Raw genomic sequence first — 26,097 nt, 5'->3', positions numbered from 1 at the left:
GCGCTGAAAGGTGCACGTCCGGTTCGGGGAGGAGAGGCAGGGAAATAGTCCGACTACGCCCTGCCTCTTACTCTACTCTGGACGGGTAAGCGCTGGGCGTACCTCGCCGTTGTTCTCGACCTGTTCGCAAGAAAACCAGTGGGCTGGGCCATGTCGTTCTCGCCGGACAGCAGGCTCACCATGAAAGCACTGGAAATGGCATGGGAAACCCGTGGTAAGCCCGTCGGGGTGATGTTCCACAGCGATAGTAATAATGCCGATGTCAGTCTTTACCACCACTTAGTTTGCCGTTTAACCAGATTGGTGTGATTACTGATGCAGTGAAGACCTTCCCGCATCCTGACTCACACAGCGATCGACCTTTTGTGTCCTGCCCTGGACCCGTCGGTTGCCGGAAGCGCCTTCATGCGAGGCATCTCCTCACCGATGCGCGTGACTCAAGAAGGGCCTGACGGCTTGTCTCGTTACTGTCCTGTCCAGGTTATCTGTCTGGAGATTCAACTCTGTTTCCTCACAGGAGCTCTGTCATGGTTGATAAAGTTACCGAAGCTGCCGTTGTGGGTGGCGTGGATACACATAAAGATTTGCACGTTGCCGCTGTCGTAGATCAGAACAATAAAGTCCTTGGGACTCAGTATTTCTCCACAACACGACAAGGTTACCGGCAGATGCTGGCATGGATGACCTCGTTTGGGACATTAAAGCGAATTGGTGTTGAGTGCACAGGTACCTATGGTTCCGGTTTGCTTCGTTATTTTCAGAACGCCGGGTTAGAAGTTCTTGAGGTGACTGCTCCAGACCGGATGGAGCGACGCAAACGGGGTAAAAGTGACACAATTGATGCTGAATGTGCCGCTCATGCAGCATTCTCAGGCATCAGGACAGTTACTCCCAAAACGCGTGATGGCATGATTGAGTCCCTGCGGGTATTAAAAACTTGCCGAAAAACAGCAATATCAGCCCGCAGAGTCGCTCTCCAGATTATCCATTCAAATATTATCTCTGCCCCGGATGAATTACGTGAACAGCTCAGAAATATGACGCGCATGCAGCTCATCAGGACCCTGGGTTCCTGGAGACCTGATGCCAGTGAATACCGCAATGTAACCAACGTTTATCGCATTTCATTAAAGTCCCTTGCCCGACGCTATCTCGAGTTACATGACGAAATCGCTGATCTGGATGTCATGATTGCGGCAATTGTCGACGAGTTGGCACCTGAGCTGATTAAACGTAATGCTATCGGATACGAAAGCGCTTCACAGTTGCTGATCACTGCCGGAGACAATCCTCAACGGTTAAGATCAGAATCAGGATTTGCGGCACTGTGTGGTGTCAGCCCGGTCCCCGTTTCTTCTGGAAAAACGAACCGTTACCGACTTAATCGTGGTGGAGATCGTGCTGCAAATAGTGCACTTCACATCATCGCCATCGGACGCTTACGAACTGACGCAAAAACAAAGGAATATGTCGCCAGGCGTGTAGCCGAAGGACATACAAAAATGGAAGCGATACGCTGTCTAAAGCGATATATCTCCCGCGAAGTTTACACGTTACTGCGCAATCAAAACAGGCGGATCAACAGTATCCCGATAACAGCTTGACTCTTAGAAGGGCGTCCAGGGCAGCCAGTACGGCAGTGACGACTGGCAGCGCTTCTACCGGGCCAATAACCTGGCGCCGAGCATGAGCCGGCGTGGCAACTGCTGGGATAATGCGGTGGCCGAATCGTTCTTCAGTTCGCTGAAAAAAGAACGGATCAGAAAACGCATATATAAAACCAGGGATCTGGCCCGGGCGGATCTTCGATTACATTGAAGTCTTCTATAACCGGTCCCGGCGCCACAGCCACCTCGGCGGCGTCAGTCCGGAGGCCTTCGAACAGGCCTCGTCGTGAGGACAGGATTTGTCTACAGGCGTGGGGTCAGTCCAAACTATAGGGCAGGATCGTCTACCGGGGCGGGGTCAGTCCATCAACGGCTCGGAAGTGTCTAGATTATCCGTGGCTATTCACCGGGGCAAACAGGCCGATCAGGAACGACATAAGAAAGTTCTGTATTACCGACAGGTCAAGAAACTGAGCATAAGAGAAACTGCTGAAGCCACCAGTTACAGTACATCTCAGGTCTGCAGGGTTCAGGCCCTGTTCAGGCCTGAAAATTAAGCACATTTTCTGAGGCTGGAAATCAACTCATGCTGACAGCCTGAGCCTGTTGGCATGGTAAGCAATGTGCTCACCAATAAAGCTGGAAATGAAATAATAGCTGTGGTCGTATCCAGTATGATATCGGAACGACGCATTGAGGTTCATCTCATTGCATACTCTCTCAAGGATTTTGGTGCGCAGTTGCTCTTCATAAAAGGCGTCACTCAGCCCCTGATCAATGAAGATTTCTGGTAATTTTTCACCCTGTAAAATGAGGCTGACTGGATCGTAGGCTTCCCACGTTTTTCTGTTTTCACCCAGGTAAGCGCTAAATGCCTGTTGCCCCCATGGCACCTGAGAAGGCGATACTATCGGGGAAAATGCTGATACGCTCACATATTCACCAGGATTTCGCAGAGCCAGCACCAGAGCACCCAGCCCTCCCATAGAATGACCGGATATAGATTTTCTTGCCGTTGCAGGAAAATGATTCATGACGACATCCGGAAGCTCTCTGAGAATATAGTCATACATCCTGTAATGAACATTCCACGGCTGTTCCGTCGCGTTCAGATAAAAACCGGCCCCCTGGCCAAGATCGTAACTGTCGGCATCCGGGACATTATTACCCCGGGGACTGGTATCCGGGACAACAACGATGACGTTATGCCGGGCTGCATAATGCTGCATACCTGATTTGGTGATGAAATTCTGCTCAGTACAGGTCAGGCCCGACAACCAGTATAGTACCGGCAGTTTTTCTGTTACTGCTTTGGGAGGAAGATACACACCGAAATTCATTTCACAATTAAGGGATTGTGAATAATGCCGGTACACGTTTTGCCAGCCGCCAGAGCTGGCATGCTGCTCAATGAGTTCCATCAGCCGTTATCTCATGGTTATTTCCCCTGACCGAAGCCAGGGGAAGTATCTTTAAATCCGGACGTCAGATAAACGTATACGCCGTGATTTTGTTACCCGCCGGATCCCGCAGGTAGGCAGCATAGGCCCCGGGAAGGTGACCACGCGGGCCAGGTTGACCTTCATCAGCTCCACCGGCGGCAAGGCCGGCAGCATGGAAAGCATCAACCTCTTCCGGGGTGGCAGCAGCGAAGCCGACAGTCACCCCGTTAGCGGAAGGTGCTTCACCGTTGCCCGGACGGGCAATGATAAATGCCGGCTTTTCGCGGCCATAGAGTACCCAGCCGTTGCCAAACGGGCCGAGGTTATTGATACCAAGCGTGCCCAGGACGACATCGTAAAATGCGGAGGATTTCTCGACATCGGCTGCGCCAATGAACACATGAGAAAAGATGCCGTCACCAGAAATTACCGGAGTTGTCATTTTCCACTTCCTTCAGTTTGAGTTGATTAAAATTCTGATGGGATCAGTAATGAATCACTGTCCGGATAGATTTGCCTTCATGCATAAGCTCGAAGGCGTCATTGATTTCATCCAGTGTCATCGTATGGGTTACAAATGGCTCAAGGTCAATATCCCCCTTCATGGCATCCTCGACCATACCGGGGAGCTGAGTGCGGCCTTTTACTCCGCCAAACGCGGAACCTTTCCATACGCGCCCGGTGACCAGCTGGAAAGGACGGGTGGAAATCTCCTGTCCGGCCCCTGCGACACCAATGACAACGGACTGCCCCCACCCACGGTGAGCACTTTCCAGCGCTGCACGCATGACGTTAACGTTACCGATACATTCAAAGGTATGGTCAATACCCCACTTGTTGATATCCAGCAGAACATCTTTAATCGGTTTGTCATAATCATTCGGGTTAATGCAGTCAGTGGCCCCGAACTGACGGGCCAGGTCAAATTTTGTCGGATTAGTATCGATAGCGATAATACGTCCCGCTTTTGCCTGACGGGCCCCCTGTACCGCAGCCAGACCAATTGCCCCCAGACCAAAAATGGCAACTGAATCGCCCGGCTGCACTTTAGCCGTGTTATGGACGGCGCCAATACCGGTAGTCACGCCACAACCCAACAGGCAGACGTGTTCATGGTTCGCCTCCGGGTTAATTTTTGCCAGAGAAACCTCGGCCACAACGGTGTATTCACTGAATGTGGAACATCCCATGTAGTGGTAAAGAGGCTGACCGTTGTATGAAAAGCGAGTGGTCCCGTCAGGCATCAGTCCTTTGCCCTGAGTCTCGCGAACCGATACACAGAGGTTCGTTTTACCGGACTGGCAGAATTCACACTCCCCGCATTCAGCGGTGTAGAGCGGAATAACATGGTCACCCGGCTTCACACTGGTGACGCCTTCACCAACTTCAACGACGATACCGGCTCCCTCGTGGCCGAGAACCACCGGGAAAACGCCCTCAGGGTCATTCCCTGAGAGGGTAAAGGCATCGGTATGGCAGACACCTGTGTGGGTGTTTTTAATCAGCACCTCGCCTTTTTTAGGCGGAGCAACATCAATTTCAACAATCTCCAGGGGCTTCCCTGGTGCAAATGCAACAGCGGCACGTGATTTCATACGTAATATATCCTCAATGTAATAATGGCCTCACCTATTTAAGATAGGCACGAACCAGCTCAATCGTATCGTCAACTGATTTACTGACTTCATGACTGTAGCTGTCATTCTGGTCAAAGGTTTCCCGTATGTGGCTCTCCAGCACCTCTGCCATCAGTCCGTTAGCGGCGCCCCGGACGGCGGCGATTTGCTGGAGAACGGAACGGCATTCAGCGCCACTTTCAAGTGCTCTTTCCAGAGCATCAATCTGACCCCGGATACGGCGAACCCGGGTTAGGACCTTTTTTTTCTCTTCAGGAGTACTGGGCATTGCTTACCTCACTGCTCTGTATTTCTTATACTATAGGGGAGTATTACATTAAGATCAACACATACCCCACTATAGTATAATAAATATATCAGAGCACCGGTAATGACTCCAACTTACTGATAGTGTTTTATGTTCAGATAATGCCCGATGACTTTGTCATGCAGCTCCACCGATTTTGAGAACGACAGTGACTTCCTGCCCAGCCTTGCCAGATGCTGCCTCAGATTCAGGTTATGCCGCTCAATGCGCTGCGTATATCGCTTGCTGATAACGTGCAGTTCTCCCTTCAGGCGTGATTCATAAAGCGGCCAGCCATCCGTCATCCATACCACGACCTCAAAGGCCGACAGCAGGCCCAGAAGACGCTCCAGCGTGACCAACGTGCGTTCACCGAATACGTGCGCCACAACCGTCCTCCGTATCCTGTCATACGCGTAAAACAACCAGCGCTGGCGTGATTTAGCGCCGACGTAACCCCACTGTTCGTCCATTTCCGCGCAAACAATAACGTCACTGCCCGGTTGTATGCGTGAGTTTACCGACTGCGGCCTGAGTTTTTTAAGTGTCGTAAAATCGTGTTGAGGCCAACGCCCATAATGCGTGCACTGGCGCGACATCCGACGCCATTCATGGCCATATCAATAATTTTCTGGTGTGTACCGGGCTGAGAGGCGATGTAAGTGAACTGTAGCTGCCATGTTTTACGGCAGTGAGAGCAGAGATAGCGCTGATGTCCGGCAGTACTTTTACCGTTACGCACCACGCCTTCAGTAGCTGAACAGGAGGGACAGCTGATAGAAACAGAAGCCACTGGAGCACCTCAAAAACACCATCATACACTAAATCAGTAAGTTGGCACCCTTACCCTGTATAGGTACTCTCTGTTTTTCGTGGCCTGCCTCGCCCACGAATTTCGCCAGTCATGACTTTGCTCCTGCATTTTATTAACGGAAAAGAATAAGTGATTTTGCGCGGAGGCTTCAATCAGTTTATCCCCGGCGGTGACGAGGTGGCCACCTATGCCGACTGGACAGGGGACTGACTATTGCCATAACGCCATCGCAGGTTGCTTCAGTAAACCTGCTAATCCCGTACAATGGCGAATTCGCTATATCCGCTTCTCGCACTTAGCTGCCATAAATCGGCCAGGCAATCACAGGTCATTTCTGTCTCGCAAAGAAGGTGCCGTTTCTGCTTTGCGTTGACACCCCTAAATATTAGAATTAAAAGGAGAGAGTTACTGGAAAAAGGCAGCGGAGGCAGTGACAATCGTGGCTTGAAGCCACTACTCGATGGATGCGGACATGTAGTTGGCGTCATTCGACAAAACTAGCAAACTTCTAATAGTCACCATTTCTCCCGTCTGGCGGGAGTGCTGTCAAATGCCCCCCTCATCTCTGTGTGGGAAATGAAGGGTGAAGGGGAAATAGATGACAGCGTTATTTCTACGCCCAGAATACTGAATACCTTGTACAGACGATCAATACTGGCGCTAGCAGGGTTTGCTTCCAGGCGGGCATAGGTTTGCTGCGTTACGCCAAGCCTCTCAGACACATCTTTTTGCGTGAAGCCCTTGATTTTGCGAAACCCGATTAGCACAGGTCTGAGCTGGTTCAGCGTTTTTATCGGGAACTGATTATTCATAAGTGACCTGCCTCGCAGACTGAGTAGGGAGTACCGCCCTGTAATACAGCAGGTAAGGTGTATTTTGTGTTATACAGACTATAGGCTGTAAAACCTTTATTGAAAAGATGCTGATGTTCCAGGGGCATGCCGAGCATGGACGATTTTCTGCGGGGCGGTATTTCGCTACGGGGGAGATTGCGTTCGGGCAATGTACCGGTGTAAAAAACGTCAATTTTTCAAAACCGCTGTTATCGGGATAAGCTGAAAACTCCGAAGGCAGACACAGCCACGAATAATGTCAGACTTAAGCTCTGTAGCTGTCTTCTTTTGCCTGTAAATAACGTCTAGTTTGACTCTGATGAAGGCTGTACCAGGCAGAGAACATGTCACTCTCGGGGCCGGATGATAAAATGTGTTCAACTGGCTGGGCAGGGTAATAGCGAAGAACGTTCTCTGAAATTCGATTCAGCTCAGCGTAACGTGCGCTGTAGGTATGTATAATCCATTGCATCAATTTTGCATCCGTATTATTCGCAGATTACACACAAGAAGCTTAACAATGGCTGAAAGAGTGAGCAGGGATATGTAACAAAAACAAGGGCTTCAAGATGAACTGGATAAAACCGGAGCAGAGCAAGCCCTGTTCCGGTTTGTCAGGCTTTGGAATTTCTTCCAGGCCCCTGCAGCTAGTCACAACAAACACATTAATGTTTTCATTGCTTCAATTCAATATTATTGTGTGAAAGGGATTCCATCGAAATCGGCTTATGCATGCTTAAAACTAAACTGCCCCGGCTGCAGTCATTTGGTTGCTGTGGGCTCTGTACTGTGTCTAATAGTGAAAGAATCTTACGTTATAACGAAGGAAATTGCTGAATGACTCTACGATTGCAGACGGAATCACCCGCTGACCAGGATATGTTTAGAGGCAGCAGTCATGAAAAAGTTGCAGAGAATGTGGCTCAGATCATCAGGACACCTGATGTCAATATTATTGGTCTGGAAGGTGAGCTGGGTTCAGGTAAGTCAACAATATTGAAGTTCCTGCAGAAAAAGCTTAAAGATGATTTTACGTTCATTAACTTTGATGCAGAACGTTACCATCATGGCTCAACTAAAAAAGCGCTTATCGATGTCATCCACCACGGGGTCAGCCTACAATGTCCGGGCTCCCGGGATGTGTTGGATAAGTATAAAAATCTGGCTCTGGGTAACATCGTTGAATACGACAAGAGGGTCAGCAGCAGGCTAAGCTGGTTGACCGTCGTTTTTATTTTACTGTCATTGCTTTCCGTGCAGATGCTTCGTTATGTGCTAACAGACCTTAATCAATATTTTACTAACAAGGAGTCATTATTAGGGTGGCTTTTTTATGTTGAGGTGGCCGCGTTTCTTTCTCCTGCCATTATGGTCGCAGGACTGGCATGCCTGCAGAACATGGAATGGTACAGAAAGAAAGGGTATTCGAGTATTGGTGATTTGTTCAAACGCAACAGTACTGACAGGATTGAAGAGACTTGGCTAGTTAATAAGGAGGTCGGAGCTATTGAGCTGGCTGAAGCTCTGCAGGGATTTACCTCCAAAGAGGTCATTTCCCATGGAGATCGCTTCATCCTTATCATTGATAATCTGGACCGAATCAGTGCAGACAAAGTGAAAGAGCTCTGGAGTGATATGGAGCTTATTGCCGGAGCCACTCATGAACACTTCAGGATAGTGGTGCCCTATTCGGCAAGACAGGTTTCAGCCTCACTTTCTGTGGCGGGTTTCAGCGGGCGTGAGTTTATTGCAAAGCGGATTCCTGTAAGTTTTCAGGTTCCTCCTCTTATTTCGGCAGGATGGCAGGAAGCGTTAAGGCAGTACTGGAAAGAAACAGTAAATGAGGATGCAGGGATAGCGTGCCGGGAAGCAACGGTGTTGCTTGAGCGCTGGAAACCCTCTGAGTATCCTCGTATCACACCGCGATTAATGAAGAAGTTTGTTAATGATATTCATATTCTGAACCTTACCGTTCCTGCAACAGAAGATCATCGCCATATTCTTATTGCTCTCTACTTACTGGTGGTCAGATACGGGGAGCGAGATATTAAAGTATTACTTCGCGATCCCAAAGCTAGTCAGACCGAACCCGGTATTGCTCCGGATGATTTTGACGAGATGCTCTCGCTAACTTATCAACAAATATCCCGAATTTTTAATAACGATACAGAAAGATGGAGCGAATTTCTGATGAGCATCCACTATCAGTCCACGGTGGAGCTTGCCAGGAGCGAGTTGCTTGATACGCCTCTTAAAGACGCGATTGGTGCTATAAATATCCCACGGCTTGAAGAACTGACGGCCTTGTGGGGTTTCGCTGAAGCATGGCAGCGAGTGGCACCACATATTCAGATGCGAGACTGGCTGGTTTCTTATAGCCGGATGGATGAGAAGTGTCAGGCTCTCGCCGAACCGCAACTCAAAGTCGCAGTGCAAATGCTGAATCAGAGTTATGCTGTTTCACTCAGAGAAAAGAATGATGAAGGTTTCGTATTGAGTCTGCAGAAACTGATGGCTGACGGGCGGATAAGCCTAGAGCCTTTCGTCGAAAGGCAAATATCGTTTATTGTGAGTAAACTTGATGAAATTCAGGATTCAGAAAAATTGGAGGCTGAATCCACGAAGACGTTGCTGCAGGAAGCTGATTCATACTCTGTTCTGGCCGGTGAATCACTACTGAATAAAATGGAGAATTTTGTAGATGGCGTATTTTATGTGGAATACCTTGTCAATAATGAAGAGACCTTGTCAAACCTGAAAATTGGCACACTAGATATCGGAAATCACGGTCGGGAGGAGATGTTACGCTATGGAGCTGAGCAACCTCAGATAGACCTTTTTAATCCGGGAATTATCCGGCATATCAATATTGCATCGAAGGCGGTACAGAACGTAATTGGAAAGAATGATGGTACAGGTGGGGCTCAGGTTAGCTCTGCAATAATGACGCTTAAAAATCGTCAGGTTGTTGAGGACGTTATCCATTTCAGAAAAATTGTTCTGAGCCCGGACTGGAATAATAATGTTTTAAATCAATATTATCTTAATAATACGGCGACGAGGAATCTCTTCCCTGCGGAATTTGCTGCACAGGCTGTTGCTCACATGGTGCTCCATGGTAACTATGCCGGTATCGAGTCGTACAGTGAACATATTGGTGAGGAACGGTTTGACCTGGCTTTGGCTGCATATCTTCGTTATCTACGTACTGCCGAGAGTATCTTTATAGCACTTAAGGATAAAAATGTTCTGCCGTACATCAAAAATGCTGTTGGCAGGATTGTTGATTTAGGTCTTCTGGTGAATATACCTGTCCTGAGCTTTGTTAAAGGTCAGTATGACGTCATCAAAGAAGCTACAAATGCAACCTCTCTTTTAATATTTGTGCGAGAGCGTCAAAAAGCACTGTCAGAGAAAATAATTGAGTCTGATGTGAATGCTATGGGTCCAGTATTTCTCCATGACGTATATCAGTCAGGTGAGCAGTTTGATATTTTGAAGAAAAAGCTGAACGCCCTGGCATGTGGAGTATTTAGTTCTTCTGAAAGGCTTATTGAGTGTTTTACGGTTCTTCCTGTGAACATGCGCTTTATCCTTGAACAAATGCAACTTCAGGGGCAGCATATCCGGATGGAAGGTAGTGTGGGTATCTTTGCATCATGGTTCCGTGATGCAGAGCCAGACGTTGTCACAAATGCCGAGAACATTCATTTTCTGTGGTCTTGCCTCGACGATACCCAGAGAGAGACTGTACTTGATGAGTTGCACGATGTCTTACTTGAAAGACATATTCGTATTGACAGCCGTATTGCGATTATTACCCGTTTTCATAATGAGTTGTCGTTTATTGAACCTGAGAAGGCCGTTGAACGCAGGGCTATTGCGGCGCTGTTTAGCGCTTCTGTTGATAATGTATTATTGTCTCAATGGCTTGACCGTCAGACGTTTTCATTTTCATCATGGTCTCCGGAGGACGCCCGTACGGCAACGAGTTGTATAATGAATAACTCGGAGATTTTTCCTCTCATCTGCAGGAATTCACAGTATATTAAAAACAGAATGTTACCAGAGAAAGCGGACGTTACAGAAGATAGTGATACGTTTCCGGACTGAGTTCGTTCTTTAAATCCTATACCTGAAGACCACAGCGGTAGTCTTTGGGAGTTTTTTTATTGCCTGATATACATTAAGCATGTTATATCTTGCTAAGAAATAATCATTCAGGGATTAATCATAACTACTGAAGTTATGTTGTGTTCTTTTCTTTTAAAAATAAATTATTCAGATTTATTTTCTATTGATTTAATGAGGTAGGGAATGACAGAAAGTGCTTTGCTTTTGCGAGAGGCATTTAATGAATCGGTTAACTATATGACATGGTCTTTTTATTCACTGATAACTGCTTACGTTTCGATGGCTTTTTATGATAGAGTTGAGGTTAAGACCCGAATAAATAATTATCTGAATAAGTTACTTTTCGTGATTGCTATGTCCGTTTTTATCCCAAATATGTACTTTGTTTCAATGGTGTTCAGTCAGAAGTTAGGCACCGCAGCTGGCGTTGCGTCATTCATTATTGGGCTACTTTTCATGATGTTAAACTCGGCACCTGTAATTACTGGTATCGTACAGCAGCGCAAAGATTGAGTTTTATGAGTATAGTCAGTTGGGTTTTCATCTGTTTTATCAGACTTAGAAAAATGAAATCTTTCAATTCATTGATTTTAAACGCAAAAAAATTTCTAAATGATCAGAATTATAGGGTGCTCGCTCTGCTCCATTACCGAACACGAAGGGCGTATTATCCAGAGCCGCTCTGAAGATTCGATCATCAATGAGATCGAAGCGATTCGCGACTCGGTGCCGGGCTTTACCGGCGTGATTTCCGACCTTGGCGGCCCAACCGCGAACATGTACATGCTGCGCTGCAAGTCGCCGCGCGCGGAGCAAACCTGCCGTCGCCTCTCCTGCGTCTATCCGAGCATTTGCGAGCATATGGACACTAACCATGAGCCGACGATCAACCTCTACCGTCGCGCGCGCGACCTGAAGGGCATCAAAAAGATCCTGATCGCGTCCGGGGTACGTTACGACATCGCCGTGGAAGATCCGCGCTACATCAAAGAGCTGGCAACGCACCACGTCGGCGGCTATCTGAAGATTGCGCCGGAGCACACCGAGGAAGGCCCGCTGTCGAAAATGATGAAGCCGGGCATGGGCAGCTACGATCGCTTTAAAGAGCTGTTCGATACCTATTCAAAGCAGGCGGGTAAAGAGCAGTACCTGATCCCTTACTTCATCTCCGCGCACCCGGGCACGCGCGATGAGGACATGGTGAACCTGGCGCTGTGGCTGAAGCAGCGTCGCTTCCGCCTGGATCAGGTGCAGAACTTCTATCCGTCACCGCTCGCCAACTCGACGACCATGTATTACACCGGCAAGAACCCGCTGAGTAAGATTGGCTATAAGAGTGAAGAGGTGGTGGTGCCGAAAGGGGATAAACAGCGTCGTCTGCATAAGGCGCTGCTGCGCTATCACGATCCAAAAAACTGGCCGCTGATCCGTCAGGCGTTGGAAGAGATGGGTAAAAAACACCTGATCGGCTCGCGCCGCGATTGCCTGGTGCCGGCCCCGACGCTGGATGAGATGCGCGAAGCGCGTCGCCAGAACCGGAATACGCGCCCGGCGCTGACCAAGCACACGCCGATTGTGCATCAGCGTTCGAACGGTGGAGCGGGAACGAAGAAGAACGTAAAACGTAAGATCGGTTAAACATGTAACAAAACCCGGTGGCGCTGCGCTTACCGGGCCTACAGGTCGGCGCGTAGGCCGGGTAAGGCGAAGCCGCCACCCGGCTTTTTTCTGCATAAGGGTAGGAGTCCCAAAATGAAAATAAGGAAGTTAACAGGAGCGATGCTGATTGGCCTGACGCTATGCGGTTGTGTAATGCACCGCCAGACGCAGCCAGAAGTGGAAGGACGTCTAATCGATAGCGTAGGTAAGCCTGTCCCGGGCGCAAAAATAATATTAGAGAGGGAGCAGACGCTTTCTGACCACAACGGTCATTTTGCTTTTCAGAGCCAGCATGAGTGGATCTTTTTTCTGCCAATAGGTCCGATGGACTGGATTTATCACACCCCGCTCCAGATAAGCGTCAACGGAAAGGAATATGAAGCAGAAGCAGGCGGCGGTCTCGGTGGGCCACATAACCTTGAAGGGAAAGTGTATAACGTTATTTGCACATTGCCTGACCTTCCCGGAGAAGCGAGATGTCAGTCCGGTTTATAGATTAAAACGAGCCCGGCGCAAGACCGGGCTCGTTTTAGGTGTTATCCGCCAAACTGATCCGGGTCCGGCCCAAGCCGTTTACCCTTATCCAGCTTCGCAATCTCACCCAGCTCTTCTTTGTCCAGACGGAAATCCCAGACGTCGAAGTTCTCGGCGATGCGCGATGGCGTGACCGATTTCGGGATGACCACCAGGCCGTTGTCCAGATGCCAGCGAATGACGATTTGCGCCGGGGTTTTACCGTATTTATCCGCCAGCTCACGGATAATCTTTTGATCAAACACCCCTTCGCCGCCCTGCGCCAGCGGGCTCCAGGACTCGGTCTGGATTTTATGCGTAGCGTTCCAGGCGTGTAGCTGGCGCTGCTGCATCAGCGGGTGCAGCTCGATCTGGTTAATCACTGGCGCAACGCCACTCTCGTCAATCAGCCGCTGCAGGTGGTGAACCTGGAAATTACAGACGCCGATGCTTTTCACCAGCCCCTCTTTCTGCAGTTCAATCATCCCTTTCCAGGCATCAACGTAGTGATCGATAGCCGGAACCGGCCAGTGCATCAGCCAGAGATCGACGAAATCGAGCTGGAGCTTTTCCAGACTCTCCTGCAGGGCTTCGCGGGGGCGCTTTTGATCGTCGTTCCACAGTTTCGTGGTGATGAATAACTCATCGCGGGGGACGCCAGCGCTGGCAAGTGCCTTACCCACGCCGTCCTCGTTTTTGTATGCGGCGGCGGTATCAATCGACCGATAGCCGACTTCCAGGGCTTTATGAATGGCGGAGACGACCTCGTCGTTACCGGCTTTCCATACACCTAGCCCCAGCTGGGGCATCACGTTGCCGTCCTGCAGCTTGATTACGGTTTGGTTTGCCATTTTTCCTCCTTCAGGTGCGCATCGCCGGAGGGTTCCTCCGGCGATGGGGTGTGCATTAAGTCTGGACGAAATGTCAAAAAACGAAAGTCGGGAGGGCAAAAACGCTTAGCGTGCCGCTTCGTAGATGCGACGGCTGACGTCGAGCGTAATATCGCCGTGCTCGCCCAGGTGGGTCATGCCGTGTTCTTCGAGTTTTGCCAGCAGGGCAGGGATGGAGCTGCCGTCCAGGCCGTAGCCAGACAGACGCGTTGGCACGCCCAGACTTTCAAAGAAGCTGCGGGTTGCTTCGATGGCGGCATCAATACGCGCATCGTCAGAACCCTCGGTGATGTTCCACACGCGTTCAGCGTACTGCAGCAGCTTGGCGCGCTTGGTGTCGCGCTTTTCGTTCCACAGGGCAGGCAGCACAACGGCCAGTGTCTGAGCGTGGTCCAGACCGTGCATTGCCGTCAGCTCGTGGCCCAGCATGTGGGTTGCCCAGTCCTGCGGCACGCCAGCGCCGATCAGGCCGTTCAGCGCCTGCGTTGCCGCCCACATGACGTTGGCACGCACGTCGTAGTTTTCCGGTTCTTTCAGCGCTATCGGACCTTCTTCGACGAGCGTCAGCAGAATGCCTTCCGCGAAGCGATCCTGAATTTTGGCATCTACCGGATACGTGACGTACTGCTCAACGGTATGAACAAAGGCATCGACCACGCCGTTCGCCACCTGACGCGCAGGCAGGGTGTAGGTGTAAACCGGATCCAGGATCGCGAACACAGGCTGAACGTGTTCGTTCATAAAGGCCTGTTTGTCGCCGGTGGTTTTGCGGGAGATCACCGCGCCCTTGTTGGATTCAGAGCCGGTGGCCGGCAGAGTCAGCACGGAGCCCATCGGGATGGCGCTTTTAATGTCGCTGCCGCGGGTTTCCAGAATGTGCCACGGATCGATGCCGTCAGCGTAGTGCGCTGCCGCCGCGATGAACTTGGTGCCGTCCAGCACGGAGCCGCCGCCGACGGCCAGCAGGAAGGTGATATTTTCTTCGCGGGCAATTTTCACCGCGTTCATTAGCGTTTCGTAAGACGGATTTGGCTCGATGCCGCCGAACTCACGCACGTCCAGACCGTCCAGGGCGCTGTAAACCCGATCCAGCACGCCGGTTTTTTTCACGCTGCCGCCACCGTAGGTGATCAGCACGCGGGCGTCAGCGGGGATCTGCGCGCGCAGATCGGCGATAGCGTCTTTACCAAACAGAATGCGGGTTGGGGTGTGAAGATTAAAGTTGTTCATTGCTCGTTCCCTTTAGTGGGTGAAAAACCGTGGTGGCGCAGAGGGCGACCTGATGCTGCACATTGTGGCCGTCCGGGGCTATCCTCTCAATGCACATTCCTGCCGATGTCTTGCCCATTTCTACAGAGCGCTGGAGAAAGCGCGGAAAAGCACGCACACTGTCAGCGTCGGAAACCGTACCCGGAGTAACGTAATATGAACCGTGAAGCGATCTGCCATCAGCTCACTGCGCAGATTAAAAGACTGATAGATAAAGAAAATGGCGTCAGCGATCTGCTTCCTGACATTCGCCTGCTCTACGGCACGCAGCCCGGGACGCGCACGCCGGTCATGTACCAGCCGGGCATCGTTTTTCTCTTCTCGGGCCATAAAATTGGCTATATCAACGAGCGCGTGTTCCGCTACGACACCAATGAATATCTGCTCCTGACGGTACCTTTACCCTTCGAATGTGAAACCTTCGCGACAGAGGCCGTTCCGCTGGCCGGTATTCGCGTCAACGTCGATATTCTTCAGCTGCAGGAGCTGCTGATGGATATTGGCGAAGATGAGTTCTTCCAGCCGTCTATGGCGTCGAGCGGGATTAACTCGGCGACGCTGTCGGAAGAGATCCTCTGCGCCATTGAACGTCTGCTGGACGTGATGGAAAGGCCGCTGGACGCGCGTATTCTGGGCAAGCAGATCGTCCGCGAAATTCTCTACCACGTGCTGCTGGGCCCGGGCGGCGGGGCGTTACTGGCTCTGGTGAGCCGACAGACCCACTTCAGCCTGATAAGCCGCGTGCTCAAGCGTATCGAAAGCCAGTACACGGAAAACCTCAGCGTCGACCAGCTGGCGGCGGAAGCGAACATGAGCGTCTCGGCGTTTCACCATAACTTCAAGTCGGTAACCAGCACCTCGCCGCTGCAGTACCTTAAAACCTACCGGCTGCATAAGGCGCGGATGCTGATGATCCACGACGGCATGAAGGCCAGCGCGGCGGCGATGCGGGTGGGTTACGAAAGCGCGTCGCAGTTCAGTCGGGAGTTTAAGCGCTATTTCGGCGTTACGCCGGGAGAGGATGCATCACGTATAAGAACGATGCAGGGAGCTTAAGCTTTTCCCCTCTCCCCTATGGGGAGAGGGTCAGGGTGAGGGGATCAGGCGCTGCAGTACTTCTTCTTAATCACCACCGCGATGGTTCCCACCAGTCCTGCCACCAGCAGGAACATCGGCAGCACCATCAGGAAGGTCATCACCTGATCTTCATGGTGTTTCACAAAGGGGATCATATTCAGCGCATAGCCGAGCGTGGTGACCACACCCACCCACAGCAGGGCGCTGAGCCAGTTGAAGAACTGGAAGCGGCGGTTTGACAGACCGGAAATGCCCGCCATCGTAGGCAGAAGCGTGCGAACAAACGCGAGGAAACGCCCCGCCAGCAGTGCCAGCAGGCCATGCCTGTCGAACATGCAGGTCGCACGCTGATGATATTTATGCGGTAACTGAGCCAGCCAGCCTTTCACGACGCGGGTATTCCCGAGCCAGCGGCCCTGCAGATAGCTCAGCCAGCAGCCCAGGCTGGCTGCGGAGGTGAGAATAACCATCGTTGGCGTGAAGTCCATGACGCCTTTCCCGATTAACGCCCCGGCAAGTAAAAGCAGGCTGTCACCGGGTAAAAAAGAGGCTGGCAGTAATCCATTTTCCAGAAACAGAGTTGCGAACATCACGAGGTAAACGATACCGACGACGTGAGGATCCGCCAGCGCGGCAAAGTCGTGTTGCCAGAGCGCCGCGATAATATCTTGAATAACAGCCATGGACTTTCCTGTGGAACAGCAGATATAGCGCTATTGTACTCCCTTATTCGCCCGTCGGGTTTGATCCCGGGCGCAACTCAAGCAGACTTTTCTGCTTGCGGTGTCCACAAAAGCGTCCAGGGAGTACATTTTCAGCCAGCACTCTACACGATACGCTCGAACCCTGCTGCTAAATCGGCAATCAGATCGTCAACGTTTTCTAAACCGATATGCAGTCGAATCAGGGTACCGCTGAAGTCCACTTCACCGCCGGGACGCAGAGCCGCAACCTGTTCCGGCTGGTTAGGCAGGATCAGGGATTCAAAACCGCCCCAGGAGTAGGCCATGCTGAAGAGGGTAAAATTATCCAGATAGCTCGCCAGCTCGTCGTGATTCAGCCGCTTTTTCAGTATGAACGAGAACAAACCGCTGCTGCCCGTAAAATCACGCTGCCAGAATTCGTGGCCTTTACTGCCCGGTAACGCGGGATGATTCACGCGCTCAACCAGCGGATGCTGCGCCAGCCATTCGGCCACCTTCAGGCTGCTTTCATGGTGCTGACGCAGGCGAACGCCCAGCGTGCGGAGTCCGCGGCTGGTCATGTAGGCCGTGTCTGCATCCACCATCTGGCCCATCAGGTAGGCATTTTCACGCAGCTGATCCCAGCAGCGCGCGTTGGAAACCGCGGTGCCAATCATGCCGTCAGAGTGGCCTATCAGGTATTTCGTCGCCGCCTGAATCGAGATATCAATGTCGAACTCCAGGGCTTTAAACAGCACGCCCGCCGCCCAGGTGTTATCGATCATCACGATCGCCTCTGGGGCTTTGCTGCGCACGGCCTTCACGATAGCCGGCACGTCATGAACTTCCATGGTGAGCGATCCCGGAGATTCCAGGAACACAATGCGCGTGTTTGGCTGAATAAGTTCGGCAATGCCTTCACCAACCAGCGGGTCGAACCAGCCGGTCGTTACGCCGAGCTTGCTGAGGATTTTGGTGCAGAAATCCTGGCTGGGCTCGTAGGCGGTGTTGGTCATCAGGATATGGTCGCCCTGTTCCACAAACGCCAGAATGGTGTTGGCGACCGCCGCCGCCCCGCACGGGAACAGCGCGCAGCCCGCGCCGCCTTCCAGCTCGCACATCGCCTCCTGAAGAGAGAAATGGGTCAGCGTGCCGCGACGGCCATAAAACAGCCCGCCTTTCGCGCGGTTGCGCGTGGCAATTTTTTTCTCCTCAACGGTATCAAACACCAGCGAGGAGGCTCGTTGAATCACGCTGTTGACCGATCCCTGCGTATATTTTTTGCTGCGTCCTGCCTGTACCAGCGTGGTATCAAGATGCTTCTTTGTCATGTTCGCTAACCCTGTTTTTATACGTCTGGACGTCCAGACTACCACGATTGGAAAAAACTGCACCCCGGGGCTTATCGAATAAGCAGAAAATATTAGCAAAAATTTGCATAAGAAATTTTTACTGCGTAAGCGCAAGGAAAGTGAGCGAAAATTACGGCACCATGCAAATACTAATGAGAACTACTATCAATTCGACGACGTTTTGATATTATTACGCTCAGATTTTGTGATTTGCGTCCTGGAGATACAGAGTGGGTAATAATTTGATGCAGACGGATCTCTCCGTTTGGGGCATGTATCAGCATGCTGACATCGTGGTTAAGATTGTGATGATCGGCCTGATTCTGGCGTCCGTTGTCACCTGGGCTATCTTCTTCAGCAAAAGCGCCGAGCTGCTTTCGCAGAAGCGTCGCCTTAAGCGGGAACAGCAGCAGCTGGCTGAAGCCCGCTCTCTGGATCAGGCTTCAGATATGACCTCATCCTTCCACGCGAAAAGCCTGACCACCCTGTTAGTGAATGAAGCGCAGAACGAGCTGGAACTCTCCGCTGGCAGTGAAGATAACGAAGGGATCAAAGAACGTACCGGTTTCCGCCTGGAGCGTCGCGTTGCGGCCGTTGGCCGACACATGGGACGCGGCAATGGCTATCTGGCGACCATCGGCGCGATCTCACCGTTCATCGGTCTTTTCGGAACGGTCTGGGGCATCATGAACAGCTTTATCGGTATCGCGCAGACCCAAACCACCAACCTGGCGGTCGTGGCGCCGGGTATCGCAGAAGCGCTGCTGGCGACGGCAATCGGTCTGGTTGCCGCTATCCCGGCGGTGGTCATCTACAACATCTTCGCGCGTATGATTGGCAGCTACAAAGCCACGCTGGGTGACGTTGCCGCGCAGGTTCTGCTGCTGCAAAGTCGCGATCTCGACCTGAACGCCAGCTCGGTTAAGCCGGTGCACGCGGCGTCTAAACTGCGCGCAGGTTAAGAGTATGGCGATGCGTCTAAACGAAAATCTGGACGATAACGGCGAAATGCATGAAATCAACGTGACGCCGTTTATCGACGTCATGCTGGTTCTGCTGATTATCTTCATGGTGGCCGCGCCGCTGGCGACGGTTGATGTGAAGGTCAATCTGCCTGCCTCTTCCAGCCAGCCCCAGCCGCGCCCGGAGAAGCCTATCTACCTGTCGGTGAAGGCGGATAAATCCATGTTCCTCGGGAACGACCCGGTGACGGCCGACTCGGTCATCCCGGCGCTGGAGCAGCTTACGGGCGGTAAGAAAGACACCACGGTCTTCTTCCGCGCGGATAAAACCGTTGATTATGAAACCATGATGAAGGTAATGGACACGCTGCATCAGGCGGGTTACCTGAAGATTGGACTGGTCGGCGAAGAGAAAGCGGCCTCGAAGTGATAAAGAAGCTGGCGAAAGCCGGCTTTTTTTATGCCTGTCGGTTTAAGCGTTTTTATTATCCGTCGGTGCGGTAGAAGGGGTTGCCAGCGCGTCCTCATCCAGCGCCACGCAGGTGACGTTTGAGGTACGGTACTCACCGTCTGACAGCTTGCGCGTCAGACGCAGGGTGGCGATTTCTCTGGCAAGCAGATACTGATAATTGGCCTCAAGACGTCCCAGAAGCTTCTCTTTCAGCTCGGGACGCTGCTCTATGATGGCGTTCATCACGGCACCGTAAATCTCTTCTTTGACCTGTAGCGGATAAATTTCACGGCGATTCTGCCATTTCAGACGAACCAGCGTCGCCGGGATCGATACCAGGTCTTGCGTAATACGCGTCATCTCGTCATTTTTTGTGTTTCTCAGCGCCTCGAGATTTTGCTTTAAGATAAATTCATCACTTTTTTTATCATCTAAAGTCAAATAAACGTCGTTGTTTTTAACTTCTTTCACGTTAATCTTCCCCCAGGCTATAAAAGATTGGGTTGTTTTTTTCGCGCGTAATTAAATTAAGCCAAATTTCATTGCCCGCTTCATTAATTTCTTCGGTTTTTTCAGCCATTATTTGACTTAGTTTCTGGGCATCTATTTCACCCTCGGCCTGCAGGTCATTCAGCAGGTGGACAAAGGCTTCAATTTTTATGGCGCGAAATAAGCGGTCTTTTATATGGCGATCGTGCTCTTCCAGCAACATATTTCGGGATTTGCCAGTTCGGGAAACACCAATTAATATATCGGGCTCGAAATCAGAGAGCTTTCTTTTCCCCTGAGTGAAACTGGCCTCTTTTTCTGCTTCCGTCGGTTGCTGTTCCACAGGCGTAATGTGGTACTTAGCCGGGACGAGATAGTCGGGCAGCATTTTTAATTTCCTTTATTTTCAACAGGGTGGGGTTGGTAAAGGCGTGAGATTCGTTGACAATATCATGAGGCAAATTTAAAATCAAAAAAAATGGAGCCTACCCATGAACAGCATCTTTTTTACGGTCATCACATTACTATTACTGACCGCTGGTGTGCTTTTATTGATGCAGGAGTTCAATAAAACGAAAGTGTCGAAAGACACCAGTGAACCCCCGCAACCTGAACTGATGACAAAAGAGGAAGGGGAAGACCATTTCTCTGTATTGATGAACTCCGTTACGCCTGTCTGGTACTGGCGGGTGAACCACGAATATATCGACTTTTTACACGCGACAATTAAGCGTATGAAAATGTCGGAAATTAATGACACGCCTGGACTGTTTGAGGCGCAGCGTCGCTGTAGCGATCTGAATTCAGCAGTCTATAAATATTATGACAATATTAAAAAGCGCTGTCTTAACGGCGAGAAGGTCTCTTATTCCGATCTGGACGTATTAAATTTGCGTCAGTGTTTTCGCGAGTTCAGCCTGGAAGCCTATCCTGAACTGGTGGCGCTTGTCTGGCCGGAGTACGCACGTCCCGAGGTTAACCCAGACAACGTCTGAGTGACGTACCGTTGAGTTATTGCAAACAGTCAGCGCCGTTGAGATATACTGGGCGCTGGTTTCTTTTGCAAACAGGACTCTATGGAACGCTTTTTTGAAAATGCCATGTACGCCTCCCGCTGGATACTGGCTCCCGTCTATTTTGGCCTCTCGCTGGCACTTATCGCACTGACGATTAAGTTCTTTCAGGAAATCTGGCATGTTCTGCCGAACATTTTTTCTATTGCCGAAGCGGATTTGATTCTGGTTCTGCTGTCGCTGGTGGACATGACCCTGGTGGGCGGGCTGCTGGTGATGGTGATGTTCTCCGGCTACGAGAATTTTGTCTCCCAGCTCGATATCGACGAGCGTAAAGAGAAGCTCAGCTGGCTGGGCAAAATGGATGCTTCGTCGCTGAAGAATAAAGTGGCCGCGTCGATTGTGGCGATCTCTTCTATCCACCTGTTGCGCGTTTTTATGGACGCGAAGAACGTGCCGGATAACAAACTGATGTGGTACGTCATCATCCACCTGACGTTTGTGCTGTCTGCGTTTGTGATGGGGTATCTGGATAAGATCAGTAAGAAATAAAGTACACCTTACCCCTCACCCTAACCCTCTCCCCAAAGGGGCGAGGGGACCGCTCGGTGCGGCCTTTCTCCCTCTCCCTGTGGGAGAGGGCCGGGGTGAGGGCATCAGACCGTACTATTTATCCGACGACGCCCGCCACAGATTCAAAGCGCTTTCCCACTCTGCACTTATCACATCACAAATTGCATCACTAAGCGCGGGCCTAATGATTAACGCCAGCTGTGTGACCAGTGAAGCCACGCTAATTAAAAATGATCACAAAACGTTATAATTTCCCTCTTTCCTGCCGATAACGAGAGTAGTACTCGCCTCTGGGCGAACTCACCCTCACGGCAAGGAAGACTTATGAATATGCTCCGTAATTTCACGATCCGTTTCGTCATGCTGACGATTCTCGGGATCTTTTGTTTAATGTGGGCGGGCGTTGGGTTGTACAGCACCTGGTCCCTTTCTCGCGTATCGGATGGCAATGAAGTCGATCGCCAGCTGGTTAAACAGATGACGGTACTCAGCCAGGGTAACGATCAATATTTCCGCTTTGTGACCCGTCTGAGCCGTGCGATGGAAGTCAAAGCCGCAGGCGGCACGCCGGATCTGTCCTCTGCCCAACAGGCGCTGGATAACATGGGCAAGAAACTGGCCGAGATGAAAGCGATCTCCCCAGGCCCGATGGACGAGCAGGTCTCTTCCCGGGTGATCGGCTCCTGGCAGGCGCTGCTTGAACAGGGCGTCACGCCGCAAATGCAGCAGGCGAAGCAGGGGGCTCTGGAGGGGTATCGCCAGCAGGCCAACAACGTCACGCCGCCGCTGAGCCGTGCGTTCGGCGCGGCCGCCGAGGAGTTCAACAATGCCGCCGCGAAGTCGCTCGACAGCACCCGCGTGGTGGTGGACGGCCTGACAAGCATGACCCGCACGGTGATAATCGTCGCCACGATTATCGGCCTGCTGATCCTGCTCTTCACCGACCGTTATCTGGTGGCGATGCTGGTCAAACCGCTGGCTCGCATTCGCCAGCAGTTCCGCCAGATTGCCCAGGGCGATCTCAGCCAGCCCATTGAGCCGTTCGGCCGCAACTGCGTGGGGCAGCTGGTGCCGCTGCTGAGCGCGATGCAGGACAGCCTGCGCGAAGCGGTCAGCACGATTCGCTCCGGCAGTGAAAATATCTGGCGCGGCGCGACGGAAATCTCCAGCGGTAACAACGACCTCTCTTCCCGTACCGAAGAGCAGGCGGCTGCGCTGGAAGAGACGGCAGCCAGCATGGAACAGCTGACCGCCACGGTGAAACTGAACGCGGAAAGCGCGCGTCAGGCCAGCCAGCTGGCCGATGTCGCCTCAACTACCGCCAGCCGCGGCGGCTCGCTGGTGGAAGAAGTGGTGACCACCATGAGCGGTATTTCGGAAAGCTCGAAGAAAATTGCTGAAATCACCAATGTGATCAACAGCATTGCCTTCCAGACCAATATTCTGGCACTCAATGCGGCGGTTGAAGCGGCGCGCGCGGGTGAACAGGGGCGTGGTTTCGCGGTGGTGGCAGGCGAAGTTCGCAACCTGGCAAGCCGCAGTGCCAATGCGGCTAAAGAGATTGAGGGGCTGATTACCGATTCCGTTTCCCGCGTAGAGCAGGGGGCGCAGCTGGTGAGCGACACCGGCACCACCATGGATGCGATTTTGCGCGACGTGACGGAAGTGACAACCATCATGAAGCAAATCGCTTCCGCCTCTGAGGAGCAAAGCAAGGGTATTTCGCAGGTCGGGATTGCCATTACCCAGATGGACGGCGTGACCCAGCAAAACGCCTCGCTGGTTGAAGAAGTTTCTGCCGCGGCGGCGGCGCTGGAGCGCCAGACCGAAGAGCTTCAGCGCTCGGTGCAGAAGTTCCGCCTGACGGCATAACGCAACGTACAAGGCCGCCTTGTGCGGCCTTGTATTATTAACGCCTTCCCCATTGAGCCCCTTCTGAAACTGCTATTCTATTGCTAACCCCCTGACGTTCTGGGCTCTCTTCTCCGAGGTGTTGCTATGAACAGATCGTTATCTGTCATTCCTGTCCTTTCTTGCATTCTTCTGATGCTGTTCTCGGTTTCTGCCAGTGCGACCCAGCAGGCGCAGGAGCGGCGCGTGGCGCGTGATGTCAGGCAGGAAACCCGCGACGCGTCGCGGCAGGTGAAGCAGACCTGCGTGGCGAACAATAACCAGAGTAATCGCGACTGCCGTCAGGACAAGCGTCAGATGAAACAGTCCGGAAGACAAAAAGCGCGGGACATTAAGTATTAATGCGGTTAACGGAAACTATTCAGGGATGAGGCACGAACAATAAACGAAAAGCATCATCGGGGATGTGATTCATGCCGGGCAAACGCAGCGTTGCCCGGCTGTATTTATCAGTGCGTCGCTTCACCAATCAGCGCGCCCGTGCCCGCACCAACGGCCGCACCTTTCAGCACGCTCTTGCCGGTAACCGCCGCGGCACCTGCGCCCACGGCAGCACCTACCGCGCCGCCCTTACGCGCGGCTTTACCTTTGCCGCCGTTTTTGAACATGGCACCTGTGCCTGCGCCCACGACGGCGCCGCCAACGGTCGATTTCAGATCTTTGCCCGTGGCCGCACCAATGGCCGCGCCTGCTACCGCGCCAGCGGCGGTTTTGTCGATAGCCATTCCCGAGGTGGAAAAAATGAGGGCGCTGATAACCAGCGTTGTTTTAATAAGTTTCATAACAGATCCTTTGTGACTGCTGTCGGTTGAGACGTCGTTTCTCACGCGAGAAAAACGTCCAGATAGTGCCAGCAATACCGGCTCAACCTTTAAGCTAATCATGCCCTGGGCTGGGATCTCAGTTGCCGGGCGGGGACCCGCCCGGCTGAACATTACGCCTGACGCTTATCTTCCGTATTGGTATCGAAGTCGCTCGCCGCGTGGCGTTCGTGGAGCTGCTCGTTCAGCTCGCCGCTGGTGCGGTTAACGATACGGCCGCGCTTAACGGCATGGCGATTCGCCACGTCTTTCGCCCAGCGCTGCACGTTTGTGTACTTCTCTGCATCGAGGAACTCGGCGGCGTTATAGACGCTGCCCAGCGCCACGCAGCCGAACCACGGCCAGATGGCGATATCCGCGATGGTGTACTCTTCACCCGCCACGTAGCGACCGCGCGCCAGCTGTTTATCCAGCACGTCGAACAGGCGCTTGGCTTCCATGGTGAAGCGGTCAATCGCGTATTCAATTTTTACCGGCGCGTAGTTGTAGAAGTGGCCAAAGCCGCCGCCGAGGAACGGTGCCGCGCCCTGCAGCCAGAACAGCCAGTTCAGGGTCTCGGTGCGTCCAGCCGGATCTTTCGGCAGGAAGTGACCGAATTTCTCTGCCAGATAGAGCAGGATATTGCCGGATTCAAAGACGCGCGTTGGCGGGTTCGTGGAATGATCGCGAAGCGCCGGTATTTTCGAGTTCGGGTTCACTTCAACAAACCCGCTGGAGAACTGATCGCCTTCGCCGATGCGAATTAACCAGGCGTCATACTCCGCGCCCGTCACGCCCAGCGCCAGCAGCTCTTCGAGCATGATCGTCACTTTCTGGCCGTTCGGGGTCCCGAGAGAGTAAAGCTGCAGCGGGTGGGAGCCCACGGGCAGATCTTTCTCATGGGTCGCGCCGGAAATCGGGCGGTTGATGTTGGCGAACGCGCCGCCGCCGTTCTTTTTCCATTCCCACACTTTTGGTGGCTGATACGTGTTGTCTGACATGTTGGCCTGCCTTTTGAGTGATGTGTTGAGGCAGTGTAGCAGGAGATTTGTGAAGCGTTTAACGAACTGAGCGTAATCGATCTGCCGCTATTCCTTCCGGCGCTTATATATATCAAATCCGGCATAAGCTTAATCGAAAATCGCATTTTCATAATTAATGCGTAAACCGATAAAGCTGAATATGATGCTTCAACATAAATAAAAGATGCAGTAATAAACACTTTATAAGGCAAGGAGTTAGTGAGATGCGCAAGCTTCTGTTATCGGCAGTGGTCGTTTCGCTCGCGTTAGGCCTGGCGGGCTGTGATGATGCGAAAAATAAAGAGACAAACAGTGCGGCTGCGGCAAAAAACGACGCGCCAAAAGAGGGCGGTTCGCTAATTATTGGAATTACCTCCGGCGACCCGTTAGCCGTTAATCCGCTCTATGCCAGTGACCGTACGACGTTAACGATCATGCAGGCGCTCTATGCCCCGCTGTACAGTTTTAATAACGGCAACATTGAGTGGGGCCTGGCGGAAAGCCTGACGCCTTCCGCCGACAACCTGAGCTATACCCTGACGTTAAAACCCAACCTCAAATGGCAGGACGGCCAGCCGCTGACGGCGGACGACGTGGTCTTTACGAATGGAAGGGACTTCCCCTGATTATGCGCCTGATTAACTCTTGTGCAATCATGGGGTAAACACAACCCCGGAGGG

Annotated in this window: 26 protein-coding genes and 4 pseudogenes; 16 read left to right on the top strand and 14 right to left on the bottom strand. The window is 52.0% G+C overall.

Annotated features, from left to right (window positions below; genetic code table 11):
• Window positions 1-66 precede the first annotated feature (66 nt).
• The 4 genes and pseudogenes from QMN93_RS23565 to QMN93_RS23550 form a co-directional block, all read left to right on the top strand.
• Window positions 67-246 (top strand): annotated as a pseudogene (locus QMN93_RS23565) (DDE-type integrase/transposase/recombinase); the annotation flags it as partial.
• A gap of 281 nt (window positions 247-527) precedes the next feature.
• A complete protein-coding gene (locus tag QMN93_RS23560) occupies window positions 528-1,604 on the top strand; it encodes an IS110 family transposase (RefSeq protein ID WP_000227969.1) in 1,077 nt (358 codons plus the stop codon).
• Window positions 1,605-1,620: 16 nt separating this feature from the next.
• A pseudogene (locus QMN93_RS23555) lies at window positions 1,621-1,897 on the top strand (IS3 family transposase); the annotation flags it as partial.
• Between the two features lie 114 nt (window positions 1,898-2,011).
• A pseudogene (locus QMN93_RS23550) lies at window positions 2,012-2,164 on the top strand (resolvase); the annotation flags it as partial.
• Between the two features lie 27 nt (window positions 2,165-2,191).
• Here the strand turns inward: QMN93_RS23550 and fghA are convergent.
• From fghA to QMN93_RS23520, 6 genes are all read right to left on the bottom strand, one after another.
• A complete protein-coding gene (fghA, locus tag QMN93_RS23545; protein ID WP_012561110.1) occupies window positions 2,192-3,028 on the bottom strand; it encodes an S-formylglutathione hydrolase in 837 nt (278 codons plus the stop codon).
• 64 nt (window positions 3,029-3,092) lie between these two features.
• Window positions 3,093-3,491, bottom strand: a complete 399-nt coding sequence (locus QMN93_RS23540) for a VOC family protein (protein WP_012561111.1) — start codon at window positions 3,489-3,491, stop codon at window positions 3,093-3,095.
• A gap of 43 nt (window positions 3,492-3,534) precedes the next feature.
• The gene (gene frmA, locus QMN93_RS23535; protein WP_017384070.1) at window positions 3,535-4,644 is read right to left on the bottom strand and encodes an S-(hydroxymethyl)glutathione dehydrogenase; all 1,110 of its coding nucleotides are present in this window, start codon (window positions 4,642-4,644) and stop codon (window positions 3,535-3,537) included.
• A gap of 34 nt (window positions 4,645-4,678) precedes the next feature.
• The gene (gene frmR / locus QMN93_RS23530) at window positions 4,679-4,954 is read right to left on the bottom strand and encodes a formaldehyde-responsive transcriptional repressor FrmR (protein WP_017384071.1); all 276 of its coding nucleotides are present in this window, start codon (window positions 4,952-4,954) and stop codon (window positions 4,679-4,681) included.
• Between the two features lie 113 nt (window positions 4,955-5,067).
• A protein-coding gene (locus QMN93_RS23525) for an IS1 family transposase (RefSeq protein WP_223479951.1) occupies window positions 5,068-5,765 on the bottom strand; the annotation gives its coding sequence in 2 pieces (ribosomal slippage) (window positions 5,068-5,516 and window positions 5,516-5,765; 699 coding nt in all).
• A 536-nt stretch (window positions 5,766-6,301) separates the two neighbouring features.
• Window positions 6,302-6,598 carry a helix-turn-helix transcriptional regulator gene (locus tag QMN93_RS23520; protein ID WP_017384073.1) on the bottom strand — a complete coding sequence of 99 codons (297 nt, stop codon included), beginning with the start codon at window positions 6,596-6,598 and terminating at the stop codon, window positions 6,302-6,304.
• Between the two features lie 858 nt (window positions 6,599-7,456).
• On the opposite strand from QMN93_RS23520, the gene QMN93_RS23515 reads away from it, so the two are divergent.
• From QMN93_RS23515 to QMN93_RS23500, 4 genes and pseudogenes are all read left to right on the top strand, one after another.
• A complete protein-coding gene (locus QMN93_RS23515; protein ID WP_021242119.1) occupies window positions 7,457-10,732 on the top strand; it encodes a P-loop NTPase fold protein in 3,276 nt (1,091 codons plus the stop codon).
• A gap of 204 nt (window positions 10,733-10,936) precedes the next feature.
• The gene (locus QMN93_RS23510) at window positions 10,937-11,266 is read left to right on the top strand and encodes a hypothetical protein (protein ID WP_000140246.1); all 330 of its coding nucleotides are present in this window, start codon (window positions 10,937-10,939) and stop codon (window positions 11,264-11,266) included.
• A 114-nt stretch (window positions 11,267-11,380) separates the two neighbouring features.
• Window positions 11,381-12,391 (top strand): annotated as a pseudogene (locus QMN93_RS23505) (DUF3362 domain-containing protein); the annotation flags it as partial.
• Window positions 12,392-12,505: 114 nt separating this feature from the next.
• Complete coding sequence (locus QMN93_RS23500; RefSeq protein ID WP_039262932.1) at window positions 12,506-12,907, top strand: carboxypeptidase-like regulatory domain-containing protein; 402 nt, start codon at window positions 12,506-12,508, stop codon at window positions 12,905-12,907.
• A gap of 41 nt (window positions 12,908-12,948) precedes the next feature.
• Here the strand turns inward: QMN93_RS23500 and dkgA are convergent, their stop codons facing one another.
• The gene (gene dkgA, locus QMN93_RS23495; RefSeq protein WP_193139918.1) at window positions 12,949-13,776 is read right to left on the bottom strand and encodes a 2,5-didehydrogluconate reductase DkgA; all 828 of its coding nucleotides are present in this window, start codon (window positions 13,774-13,776) and stop codon (window positions 12,949-12,951) included.
• Window positions 13,777-13,881: 105 nt separating this feature from the next.
• The gene (gene yqhD, locus QMN93_RS23490) at window positions 13,882-15,045 is read right to left on the bottom strand and encodes an alcohol dehydrogenase (RefSeq protein ID WP_193139920.1); all 1,164 of its coding nucleotides are present in this window, start codon (window positions 15,043-15,045) and stop codon (window positions 13,882-13,884) included.
• A gap of 195 nt (window positions 15,046-15,240) precedes the next feature.
• Here yqhD and QMN93_RS23485 point away from each other — a divergent pair, with 195 nt between their 5' ends.
• Window positions 15,241-16,140: an AraC family transcriptional regulator gene (locus tag QMN93_RS23485; protein WP_033146645.1), complete on the top strand. Its 900-nt coding sequence runs from the start codon at window positions 15,241-15,243 to the stop codon at window positions 16,138-16,140.
• A gap of 44 nt (window positions 16,141-16,184) precedes the next feature.
• On the opposite strand, the gene yghB is transcribed toward QMN93_RS23485, so the two are convergent.
• Together yghB and metC are read right to left on the bottom strand one after the other, a co-directional pair.
• A complete protein-coding gene (gene yghB, locus QMN93_RS23480; RefSeq protein WP_023309176.1) occupies window positions 16,185-16,844 on the bottom strand; it encodes a DedA family general envelope maintenance protein YghB in 660 nt (219 codons plus the stop codon).
• Window positions 16,845-16,987: 143 nt separating this feature from the next.
• Window positions 16,988-18,175 (bottom strand): cystathionine beta-lyase, encoded by a 1,188-nt coding sequence (metC, locus tag QMN93_RS23475; protein WP_182382677.1) that lies wholly within the window; start codon window positions 18,173-18,175, stop codon window positions 16,988-16,990.
• Window positions 18,176-18,426: 251 nt separating this feature from the next.
• On the opposite strand from metC, the gene exbB reads away from it, so the two are divergent.
• Window positions 18,427-19,158 carry a tol-pal system-associated acyl-CoA thioesterase gene (exbB, locus tag QMN93_RS23470; protein WP_023333405.1) on the top strand — a complete coding sequence of 244 codons (732 nt, stop codon included), beginning with the start codon at window positions 18,427-18,429 and terminating at the stop codon, window positions 19,156-19,158.
• 4 nt (window positions 19,159-19,162) lie between these two features.
• Window positions 19,163-19,588, top strand: coding sequence for a TonB system transport protein ExbD (gene exbD / locus QMN93_RS23465; protein ID WP_023309173.1), 426 nt, complete (start codon window positions 19,163-19,165; stop codon window positions 19,586-19,588).
• A 42-nt stretch (window positions 19,589-19,630) separates the two neighbouring features.
• Here exbD and QMN93_RS23460 read toward each other — a convergent pair whose 3' ends face one another.
• Window positions 19,631-20,080, bottom strand: coding sequence for a cytoplasmic protein (locus tag QMN93_RS23460; protein WP_182382676.1), 450 nt, complete (start codon window positions 20,078-20,080; stop codon window positions 19,631-19,633).
• Window position 20,081: 1 nt separating this feature from the next.
• A complete protein-coding gene (locus tag QMN93_RS23455) occupies window positions 20,082-20,486 on the bottom strand; it encodes a hypothetical protein (protein ID WP_023309171.1) in 405 nt (134 codons plus the stop codon).
• A 103-nt stretch (window positions 20,487-20,589) separates the two neighbouring features.
• Here QMN93_RS23455 and QMN93_RS23450 point away from each other — a divergent pair, with 103 nt between their 5' ends.
• The 4 genes from QMN93_RS23450 to QMN93_RS23435 all read left to right on the top strand — a co-directional run bounded on the left by QMN93_RS23450 (window position 20,590) and on the right by QMN93_RS23435 (window position 23,937).
• On the top strand, window positions 20,590-21,093 hold the full coding sequence (locus QMN93_RS23450) for an ESA_00282 family adhesion-associated protein (protein ID WP_023309170.1): 504 nt from the start codon (window positions 20,590-20,592) through the stop codon (window positions 21,091-21,093).
• Window positions 21,094-21,174: 81 nt separating this feature from the next.
• Window positions 21,175-21,663, top strand: a complete 489-nt coding sequence (locus tag QMN93_RS23445; RefSeq protein WP_023309169.1) for a TIGR00645 family protein — start codon at window positions 21,175-21,177, stop codon at window positions 21,661-21,663.
• 345 nt (window positions 21,664-22,008) lie between these two features.
• Window positions 22,009-23,556, top strand: a complete 1,548-nt coding sequence (locus QMN93_RS23440) for a methyl-accepting chemotaxis protein (RefSeq protein ID WP_039262937.1) — start codon at window positions 22,009-22,011, stop codon at window positions 23,554-23,556.
• Window positions 23,557-23,682: 126 nt separating this feature from the next.
• Window positions 23,683-23,937, top strand: coding sequence for a hypothetical protein (locus tag QMN93_RS23435; protein WP_193139922.1), 255 nt, complete (start codon window positions 23,683-23,685; stop codon window positions 23,935-23,937).
• 107 nt (window positions 23,938-24,044) lie between these two features.
• Here QMN93_RS23435 and QMN93_RS23430 read toward each other — a convergent pair whose 3' ends face one another.
• Both QMN93_RS23430 and yghU read right to left on the bottom strand, forming a co-directional pair.
• Window positions 24,045-24,377 carry a hypothetical protein gene (locus QMN93_RS23430; RefSeq protein WP_029740720.1) on the bottom strand — a complete coding sequence of 111 codons (333 nt, stop codon included), beginning with the start codon at window positions 24,375-24,377 and terminating at the stop codon, window positions 24,045-24,047.
• Window positions 24,378-24,529: 152 nt separating this feature from the next.
• Window positions 24,530-25,396: a glutathione-dependent disulfide-bond oxidoreductase gene (yghU, locus tag QMN93_RS23425; RefSeq protein ID WP_023309162.1), complete on the bottom strand. Its 867-nt coding sequence runs from the start codon at window positions 25,394-25,396 to the stop codon at window positions 24,530-24,532.
• 245 nt (window positions 25,397-25,641) lie between these two features.
• On the opposite strand from yghU, the gene QMN93_RS23420 reads away from it, so the two are divergent.
• On the top strand, window positions 25,642-26,043 hold the full coding sequence (locus tag QMN93_RS23420) for an ABC transporter substrate-binding protein (RefSeq protein ID WP_323620137.1): 402 nt from the start codon (window positions 25,642-25,644) through the stop codon (window positions 26,041-26,043).
• Window positions 26,044-26,097: the final 54 nt, after the last annotated feature.

This window comes from Enterobacter sp. R-1.6.2, from assembly GCF_035064085.1.
In the GTDB taxonomy this organism is placed as follows: domain Bacteria; phylum Pseudomonadota; class Gammaproteobacteria; order Enterobacterales; family Enterobacteriaceae; genus Enterobacter; species Enterobacter asburiae_B.
This window is presented reverse-complemented; position numbering and strand designations above follow the sequence as displayed.

Bases quoted from the DNA above. Each gene is read 5' to 3' on its own strand.
- QMN93_RS23560 (WP_000227969.1), top strand. From the start codon at position 528: ATGGTTGATAAAGTTACCGAAGCTGCCGTTGTGGGTGGCGTGGATACA.
- fghA (WP_012561110.1), bottom strand. From the start codon at position 3,028: ATGGAACTCATTGAGCAGCATGCCAGCTCTGGCGGCTGGCAAAACGTG.
- QMN93_RS23540 (WP_012561111.1), bottom strand. From the start codon at position 3,491: ATGACAACTCCGGTAATTTCTGGTGACGGCATCTTTTCTCATGTGTTC.
- frmA (WP_017384070.1), bottom strand. From the start codon at position 4,644: ATGAAATCACGTGCCGCTGTTGCATTTGCACCAGGGAAGCCCCTGGAG.
- frmR (WP_017384071.1), bottom strand. From the start codon at position 4,954: ATGCCCAGTACTCCTGAAGAGAAAAAAAAGGTCCTAACCCGGGTTCGC.
- QMN93_RS23520 (WP_017384073.1), bottom strand. From the start codon at position 6,598: ATGAATAATCAGTTCCCGATAAAAACGCTGAACCAGCTCAGACCTGTG.
- QMN93_RS23515 (WP_021242119.1), top strand. From the start codon at position 7,457: ATGACTCTACGATTGCAGACGGAATCACCCGCTGACCAGGATATGTTT.
- QMN93_RS23510 (WP_000140246.1), top strand. From the start codon at position 10,937: ATGACAGAAAGTGCTTTGCTTTTGCGAGAGGCATTTAATGAATCGGTT.
- QMN93_RS23500 (WP_039262932.1), top strand. From the start codon at position 12,506: ATGAAAATAAGGAAGTTAACAGGAGCGATGCTGATTGGCCTGACGCTA.
- dkgA (WP_193139918.1), bottom strand. From the start codon at position 13,776: ATGGCAAACCAAACCGTAATCAAGCTGCAGGACGGCAACGTGATGCCC.
- yqhD (WP_193139920.1), bottom strand. From the start codon at position 15,045: ATGAACAACTTTAATCTTCACACCCCAACCCGCATTCTGTTTGGTAAA.
- QMN93_RS23485 (WP_033146645.1), top strand. From the start codon at position 15,241: ATGAACCGTGAAGCGATCTGCCATCAGCTCACTGCGCAGATTAAAAGA.
- yghB (WP_023309176.1), bottom strand. From the start codon at position 16,844: ATGGCTGTTATTCAAGATATTATCGCGGCGCTCTGGCAACACGACTTT.
- metC (WP_182382677.1), bottom strand. From the start codon at position 18,175: ATGACAAAGAAGCATCTTGATACCACGCTGGTACAGGCAGGACGCAGC.
- exbD (WP_023309173.1), top strand. From the start codon at position 19,163: ATGGCGATGCGTCTAAACGAAAATCTGGACGATAACGGCGAAATGCAT.
- QMN93_RS23455 (WP_023309171.1), bottom strand. From the start codon at position 20,486: ATGCTGCCCGACTATCTCGTCCCGGCTAAGTACCACATTACGCCTGTG.
- QMN93_RS23450 (WP_023309170.1), top strand. From the start codon at position 20,590: ATGAACAGCATCTTTTTTACGGTCATCACATTACTATTACTGACCGCT.
- QMN93_RS23445 (WP_023309169.1), top strand. From the start codon at position 21,175: ATGGAACGCTTTTTTGAAAATGCCATGTACGCCTCCCGCTGGATACTG.
- QMN93_RS23440 (WP_039262937.1), top strand. From the start codon at position 22,009: ATGAATATGCTCCGTAATTTCACGATCCGTTTCGTCATGCTGACGATT.
- QMN93_RS23435 (WP_193139922.1), top strand. From the start codon at position 23,683: ATGAACAGATCGTTATCTGTCATTCCTGTCCTTTCTTGCATTCTTCTG.
- QMN93_RS23430 (WP_029740720.1), bottom strand. From the start codon at position 24,377: ATGAAACTTATTAAAACAACGCTGGTTATCAGCGCCCTCATTTTTTCC.
- yghU (WP_023309162.1), bottom strand. From the start codon at position 25,396: ATGTCAGACAACACGTATCAGCCACCAAAAGTGTGGGAATGGAAAAAG.
- QMN93_RS23420 (WP_323620137.1), top strand. From the start codon at position 25,642: ATGCGCAAGCTTCTGTTATCGGCAGTGGTCGTTTCGCTCGCGTTAGGC.